Origin of the sequence: Thiothrix sp., from assembly GCF_028714775.1 — a bacterium.
GTDB lineage: Bacteria > Pseudomonadota > Gammaproteobacteria > Thiotrichales > Thiotrichaceae > Thiothrix.
Genome location: NZ_JAQTLS010000050.1, coordinates 1 through 6,668 on the forward strand (window position 1 = coordinate 1; position 6,668 = coordinate 6,668).

Consider the following 6,668-nt stretch of genomic DNA (forward strand, 5'->3'; position numbering starts at 1 on the left):
GCTTCTAACAGTAGTAGTGCAGCAAATACGATTGGCAACTTGATCATTGCTGTGGATCAGGTGCTGGCTGAGATTCAGCCTGAAGCGATGCTGGTATTAGGTGATACGAATAGTTGCTTGTCGGTCATTCCGGCGAAACGCCGAAAGATTCCTATCTTCCATATGGAGGCAGGGAATCGTTGCTTCGATCAGCGGGTGCCGGAAGAAACCAACCGCCGTATCGTAGATCACACTGCTGATATCAATTTGACTTATAGCTCTATCGCCAGAGATTATTTGTTGCGTGAGGGATTACCGCCGGATATGGTGATTAAAACCGGCAGCCCGATGTTTGAGGTGCTGACACATTATCGTCCGCAGATTGATGCTTCTAACGTCTTACCCCGTCTGGAACTGAAAGAGGGCAAATATTTTGTGGTCAGCGCGCATCGCGAAGAAAATATTGAGTCACCGCAGACCTTTGCCAAGTTGGTTGATGTCTTGAATGCCGTTGCTGAGGATTACAATCTGCCCGTGATTGTTTCCACTCATCCACGTACTCAAAAGCGGATTGATGCAACCCATTCACGTTTTCATGCACAGGTGCAGTTGTTGAAGCCGCTGGGGTTCCATGATTATGTGAAGCTGCAACTATCGGCGCGTGCGGTGTTGTCGGATAGTGGCACCATTAACGAGGAATCTTCCATTCTGAACTTCCCTGCGTTGAACCTGCGTGAAGCGCATGAACGCCCAGAGGGTATGGAGGAGGCCTCCGTGATGATGGTCGGTTTGGAGGTCGAGCGTATGCGTCAAGGGTTGGCTATCTTGGGAACTCAAGCGCGTGGTAATGAACGCGACCTCCGGTTGGTTGCGGATTACAGCATGCCCAATGTGTCTGACAAGGTTGTGCGCATCATCCATAGCTATACCGACTACGTCAATCGTGTGGTGTGGAAAAAATACTGATTGATGGCTATTCGCATTTTGCTGTTGACGCAATTATTTGACCCCGAGCCAACTTCTAAGGGGCTTGTGTTTGCGCGAGAACTTGTGCGCCGCGGGTTTGAGGTTGAAGTGCTGACCGGCTTTCCCAACTATCCCGGTGGCAAAGTGTATCAAGGCTACCGCATCAAGTTCATACAGCATGAATTGATTGATGGCGTGCAAGTGACGCGTGTACCGCTTTACCCCAGTCACGACGGTTCGGCACTTAAGCGCGTGTTAACTTACTTCAGTTTTGCGTTTACATCCTGTGTATATGGCATTTTTTTTGCCAAGAAAACGGATGTGATCTATGTCTATCACCCGCCAATGACAGTCGGGTTATCCGGTGCACTGATTGGTTTTTTTCGTAAGACCCCATTTGTTTATGACATCCAGGATTTATGGCCGGATACTTTGCGTGCCACAGATATGATGGGTAATCCGCATATTTTGAAATGGGTCGCAACGATATGCGACTGGATTTACAGCAAAGCGAATCACATCGTTGTGTTATCGGAGGGATTTCGGGATACCTTGATTGAGCGTGGAGTAGGTGAGAATAAAATATCACTCATTTATAACTGGTGCGATGAGGCTGGCTTGCGTTTACCTGAAGCTGGTTCGGATAATCTAGATTTTATGACAGGTCGCTTCAATGTGGTGTTTGCGGGCACGATGGGCAAAGCTCAGGCATTAAGTGCTGTGATTCAAGCTGCAAGGCTCGTCGAGTTGAAAAATGCTAATGTGCAATTTGTATTTGTTGGTGGTGGCGTGGAAGTCGACGCACTCAAGAGCCTGGTGAGTTCTCTGTGTCTAAACAATGTTCGCTTCTTGCCACGTATGCCCATGAGCGAGGTGGGGGCAGTATTGGCGCGAGCCGATGCTTTGTTGGTGCATCTCAAGGATGATCCACTATTTGCTATCACCATTCCATCCAAGACTCAGGCCTATCTGGCTGTAGGCAAGCCCATCATCATTGGAGTTCGAGGGGAAGCTGCCGCCCTAATTAGTAGTTCTGGCGCAGGCATAGCTGTTGAACCAGAAAATTCAGGATCTATTGCTGAAGCTGTGTTGAGAATTGCTAGCCTGTCTGCTGCTGACAGGCAGGTTATGGGAGATAAAGCGGTTAAATTTTACGCTGAAAAGATGTCTTTAAATACTGGAGCGAATAAGTTTGATTCCATATTTAAACAGGTCTCTGGAAATAATAAAAATGAATAAGGAGAGGACAAAGCAAGGTTTACGCATCCTTGCAATTCATCGGCACTATTGGCCGGATACGCCGCCCTACGCTTCAATTCTGCGATCTATTGTTTTACGGTGGACTGAAGATGGTCACAAAGTAGAGGTGCTTTCCACGCAACCTTCCTATAAACAGCAAGCGATACCTAGGCAACCTGCAGTCGAATATTTAGATGGGATTCGAGTTCGGCGCCTTTCACTGTTAGCTGAGAAAGGGCGATTACTCAGAAAGGTATTTAATATAGGAATATTTTCGGTGGCGATCATTGTTTATGCAATCCTTAGACGCCGATTCGATGTGATTATGGCTTCAACAGCACCGCCGGTACTGACTGGCTTTGCGGCAAGGATCGCAGCAAAATTGACTGGTGCCAAGTTTGTATACCATTGCATGGACATTCATCCGGAAATTGGCAGCTTATCTGGGGAGTTTTCTCATCCGTTGCTGTTCGATATTCTGAGGCGAATTGACGCTTCTAATTGCAGGAATGCGGCAGCAGTGGTTGTCTTGTCTAGGGATATGCTGAATTCAGTAAATAACCGCCAAAACGAAAAATTACGAAATGTAGTTATAATCAACAATTTTAGTTTGCCGTTCTTCGGAGATGAAGAGATCGCATCATTGCCGGTAGAGATGAGTAAATCCAGTGGTGTATTTAGGGTAGTATTTACTGGAAATATAGGTAGGTTCCAGGGTTTAGATACTGCGGTGGCGGCGATGCACCAACTTGTTGGTTATTCAAATATTGAGTTGGTGCTGCTGGGTGAGGGAAAGGCACTCCAGGAATTGAAACTAATGGCTGGTGCTTTGCTGGGGAAGAGTGTCAAGTTTTTTCCTCATCAGCCCTCGGCGGTTGCCAAAGCACTCATTCGTTCAGCAGATATTTGTCTGGTAAGTCTGATTCCTGAACTTTATAAATATGCCTACCCTAGCAAAACCATGACCTATCTTTGTGAAGGACGGCCATTGTTGGTAGCTGTTGAGCAAGCAAGCGAAATTGCCGGGTTTGTGTGTAAGGAAGGTATTGGAATGTGCGTGCAACCCGGTGATATTGACGCGATGGCCGGTGCAATTAGAATTCTAGCGGATAAGCCTCATTCGCTTGATAATATGGCATCGTGTGCAAAAGGAGCAGGGAAGGCAAAGTTTGATACGACAACAATTCTCGCGCAGTGGTCGCAATTAATAAACAATCTCCAAGTAGGAAAAGAATGAGCCGAATAAATGTTGTTATTGTAGGTGCGCCTCGTTCAGGCACTAACATGTTGCGCGATATGCTGGTGAAGTTGCCCAAGGTTGGCACTTGGCCTTGTGATGAAATTAATTATATTTGGCGGCATGGCAACGTCCGCTATCCCTCTGACGCATTTACCAGGGATATGGCGGCTGCGGATGTCAAGCGCTACATTCACACGCAGTTTGACCAATTGGCAAAGTCGCATCAACTCGATATGGTTGTTGAAAAAACTTGTACAAATTCACTAAGGGTTGGTTTTGTCGATGAAGTGTTACCTGATGCCAAGTATATTTTCATCGTGCGGGATGGTGTTGATGTGGTTGGCTCGGCCATGTTGCGTTGGAAAGCGAGTCTGGATATTCCCTATCTTTTGGCAAAAGCCCGGTATGTCCCGATTGTGGACCTTCCCTACTATGCCAGCAAATATCTATCTAACCGTCTATATCGCCTTATTTCCAAAGAAAAGCGTTTGGCTTCCTGGGGACCCAAGCTGGATGATATGGACGCGATTTTAAAAAATTATTCACTCTTACAAGTTTGCGCGTTGCAGTGGAAAGCCTGCGTAAATAAATCTGAGGAAGAATTTTCGAGAATTGATCCCGAGCGTGTTGTAAGAGTTAAGTACGAAGATTTAGTTAGTCACCCCCATGATGAGTTTTTACGAATTGCCAAATTTCTCGGGCAAGAGGTTACGCCAAGTATCCTTAACGGTGTCACTCAATCAGTTTCTATTGGCAGTGTTGGCAAAGGGCGTGCTGCCTTAGGAGCAAGTGGATTGGCCGAAATTCTGCCGCTTATAAATGAAACTCTTGCTGTGCATGGCTACAAAGTTTGAAGTGATGAAGCTCTCAAGATTTGATGCCGTGGTTAAGCACAGCATCGATTTTGTGCTTGCACTCGTGCTGCTTGGTTTGACTGGGTGGATCATACTTATCGCAGCAGCTCTTGCGGCAGTGCAGACGCGCACGAACGGTTTTTTTGTTCAGGCTAGAGTGGGCAGGAATGGCCGGCTTTTCAGAGCCATAAAAATTTGTACCATGTGGCGAGTAATTGATGAAACTACTATTACTACTACAGTAACAGCGTCTAATGATAAAAGAATTACTCCTTTAGGCCGTATTTTAAGGAAATATAAAATTGACGAGTTGCCTCAGCTTTTTAATGTGTTGCTGGGTCAAATGAGTTTCGTCGGGCCGCGCCCAGATGTACCGGGTTTTGCCGATCAATTGCAAGGAGAAGATAGGTGTATCTTAAGCTTACGTCCGGGGATTACCGGGCCGGCAACACTGTATTTTAGAAACGAAGAAGATTTATTGGCACTGCAAGCAGACCCTGAGAAATACAATAGAGAGGTGATTTATCCCAAGAAAATTGAACTAAATAAAAAGTATCTACGGGAATATTCGTTATGGCGTGATTTTGGATATATGCTAAAAACAGTTATTGATGTCGATAAGATTAGGGGAATGCCTGATGGCTTTATAAAGGGGCTATTAAATAGAATATGGCGGATGGTATTGGAATCGTTTCGGCTGGTTGTGCGCATCATTGTTTCGGTATGGGCAATGGTAATTTTTTTGTGCTTATCGCCTTTGTTATTCTTGATAGCCATTCTAATACGTCTTAATTTAGGTTCACCTGTATTGTTTTGTCAGCCTAGACCGGGTTTGCATGGTAAGCCCTTTAATATTTTTAAGTTTCGTACGATGACCGATGCTCGCGATGCTCAAGGCAATTTATTGCCAGATGAGTTTCGATTGACGCCCTTAGGCAAATTCTTGCGTGTGAGCAGTTTGGATGAGCTGCCAGAGCTCATCAATATTATTAAGGGCGAGATGAGTTTTGTGGGGCCACGCCCGCTATTGATGGAGTATCTGCCACTTTACACACAGGAACAGGTGCGTCGGCATGAGGTGAGGCCTGGGGTGACTGGATGGGCTCAGGTGAATGGTCGCAATGCCATTAGCTGGGAAAATAAATTAAAGCTGGATATTTGGTATGTGGATAACAGGTCGTTCTGGCTGGATATCAAAATCGTTTTGATGACTATTGCTCATGTGATTAAGTGTAAAAATATAAATCAGACAGGTCACGCAACGACTACAAAATTCCCGGGGAATGTTGATATGTATAAACGGTTATCAGCTTCTAAATTATTAATTATAGGTGCTGGTGGACATGGCCGAGTAGTTGCTGATGCCGCCTTATCTTCAAGGCAATGGGAAGAAATTATTTTTCTGGATGATGCATGGCCGGAACTATCAAATTCAGGCCCATGGAAGGTTCAGGGGAAAGTTGAAAATTTGGAATATTGGCGCTCGATTTGTGATGATGCCATCGTGGCAATTGGCAACGGGATCACCCGGTTAAATTTACTTCAAAAGCTCAAGGATGCTAATTTTAATTTAGCCATTGTTGTTCATCCTTCTGCGAGAGTTAGCACATTAGCTAAAATGGGTCCTGGCAGTGTGGCTTTTGCAAATTCAGTGGTGAATGTTGGTGCAGATATTGGATTGGGTGTTATCGTCAACACAGGTGCGATAGTCGAACACGATTGCATACTAAGCAGTGGTGTGCATATATGCCCTGGCGTGTGTATGTCAGGCGGAGTTTATGTTGAGAAATTGGCATGGATAGGAATAGGTAGCGTGATACGACAATTTCTTTCAATTGGGGCAAGTTCTATTGTCGGAGCAGGTGCCGTGGTTGTCTCTGATGTTCCAGATAATGTTACCGTGGTCGGTGTGCCAGCCCACGCCATGAGAGAAACAAGCGGAAAAAATTGTGGCGTAAGCCCCGACGCATCTTTGCTCGTCACCAACAAATAACCAAACTAACTATCATGCTGAACACACCTTTTTCCCCATGGCCATCTTTTACCGATGAAGAGGCTGAGACAGTTCGTAATGTGCTGCTTTCCAACAGGGTGAATTACCTGACTGGCAATGAAGGACAGGCTTTTGAAAAGGAGTTTGCAGCATGGGTCGGTTGCAATCATGCATTGGCGCTGGCAAATGGCACGGTTGCCTTGGATTTGGCTCTGAAGGTGCTGGGGGTTGGCGCGGGTGATGAGGTCGTTGTAACACCGCGCACGTTTCTAGCTTCTGCCAGCTGCATTGTGAATGCGGGGGCAGTGCCCGTTTTTGCCGATGTGGATGCGGATAGCCAAAATATTACCGCTGAAACTATTCGCGCTGTTTTGACACCGCGCACGCGAGCAATTAT

Annotated in this window: 6 protein-coding genes; all 6 read left to right on the forward strand. The window is 45.9% G+C overall.

Annotation, left to right across the window (positions count from 1 at the left end):
* On the forward strand, window positions 1-945 hold a 945-nt coding region (locus PHE17_RS21155), incomplete at its 5' end, for a UDP-N-acetyl glucosamine 2-epimerase (protein ID WP_301017913.1).
* Between the two features lie 3 nt (window positions 946-948).
* The gene (locus PHE17_RS21160) at window positions 949-2,184 is read left to right on the forward strand and encodes a glycosyltransferase family 4 protein (protein WP_301017914.1); all 1,236 of its coding nucleotides are present in this window, start codon (window positions 949-951) and stop codon (window positions 2,182-2,184) included.
* Window positions 2,177-3,421 (forward strand): glycosyltransferase family 4 protein, encoded by a 1,245-nt coding sequence (locus tag PHE17_RS21165; RefSeq protein WP_301017915.1) that lies wholly within the window; start codon window positions 2,177-2,179, stop codon window positions 3,419-3,421. Before PHE17_RS21160 ends, PHE17_RS21165 begins: the two co-directional genes overlap by 8 nt.
* Window positions 3,418-4,278, forward strand: a complete 861-nt coding sequence (locus PHE17_RS21170) for a sulfotransferase (protein WP_301017916.1) — start codon at window positions 3,418-3,420, stop codon at window positions 4,276-4,278. The genes PHE17_RS21165 and PHE17_RS21170 overlap by 4 nt, the downstream gene beginning before the upstream one ends.
* Window positions 4,244-6,271: a NeuD/PglB/VioB family sugar acetyltransferase gene (locus PHE17_RS21175; RefSeq protein ID WP_301017917.1), complete on the forward strand. Its 2,028-nt coding sequence runs from the start codon at window positions 4,244-4,246 to the stop codon at window positions 6,269-6,271. The genes PHE17_RS21170 and PHE17_RS21175 overlap by 35 nt, the downstream gene beginning before the upstream one ends.
* Window positions 6,272-6,285: 14 nt before the next feature.
* On the forward strand, window positions 6,286-6,668 hold a 383-nt coding region (locus PHE17_RS21180), incomplete at its 3' end, for a DegT/DnrJ/EryC1/StrS family aminotransferase (RefSeq protein ID WP_301017918.1).

Excerpts from the sequence above, each read along its gene's own strand:
- PHE17_RS21175 (WP_301017917.1), top strand. The coding sequence starts at position 4,244 with ATGAAACTCTTGCTGTGCATGGCTACAAAGTTTGAAGTGATGAAGCTC.
- PHE17_RS21165 (WP_301017915.1), top strand. The coding sequence starts at position 2,177 with ATGAATAAGGAGAGGACAAAGCAAGGTTTACGCATCCTTGCAATTCAT.
- PHE17_RS21170 (WP_301017916.1), top strand. The coding sequence starts at position 3,418 with ATGAGCCGAATAAATGTTGTTATTGTAGGTGCGCCTCGTTCAGGCACT.
- PHE17_RS21160 (WP_301017914.1), top strand. The coding sequence starts at position 949 with ATGGCTATTCGCATTTTGCTGTTGACGCAATTATTTGACCCCGAGCCA.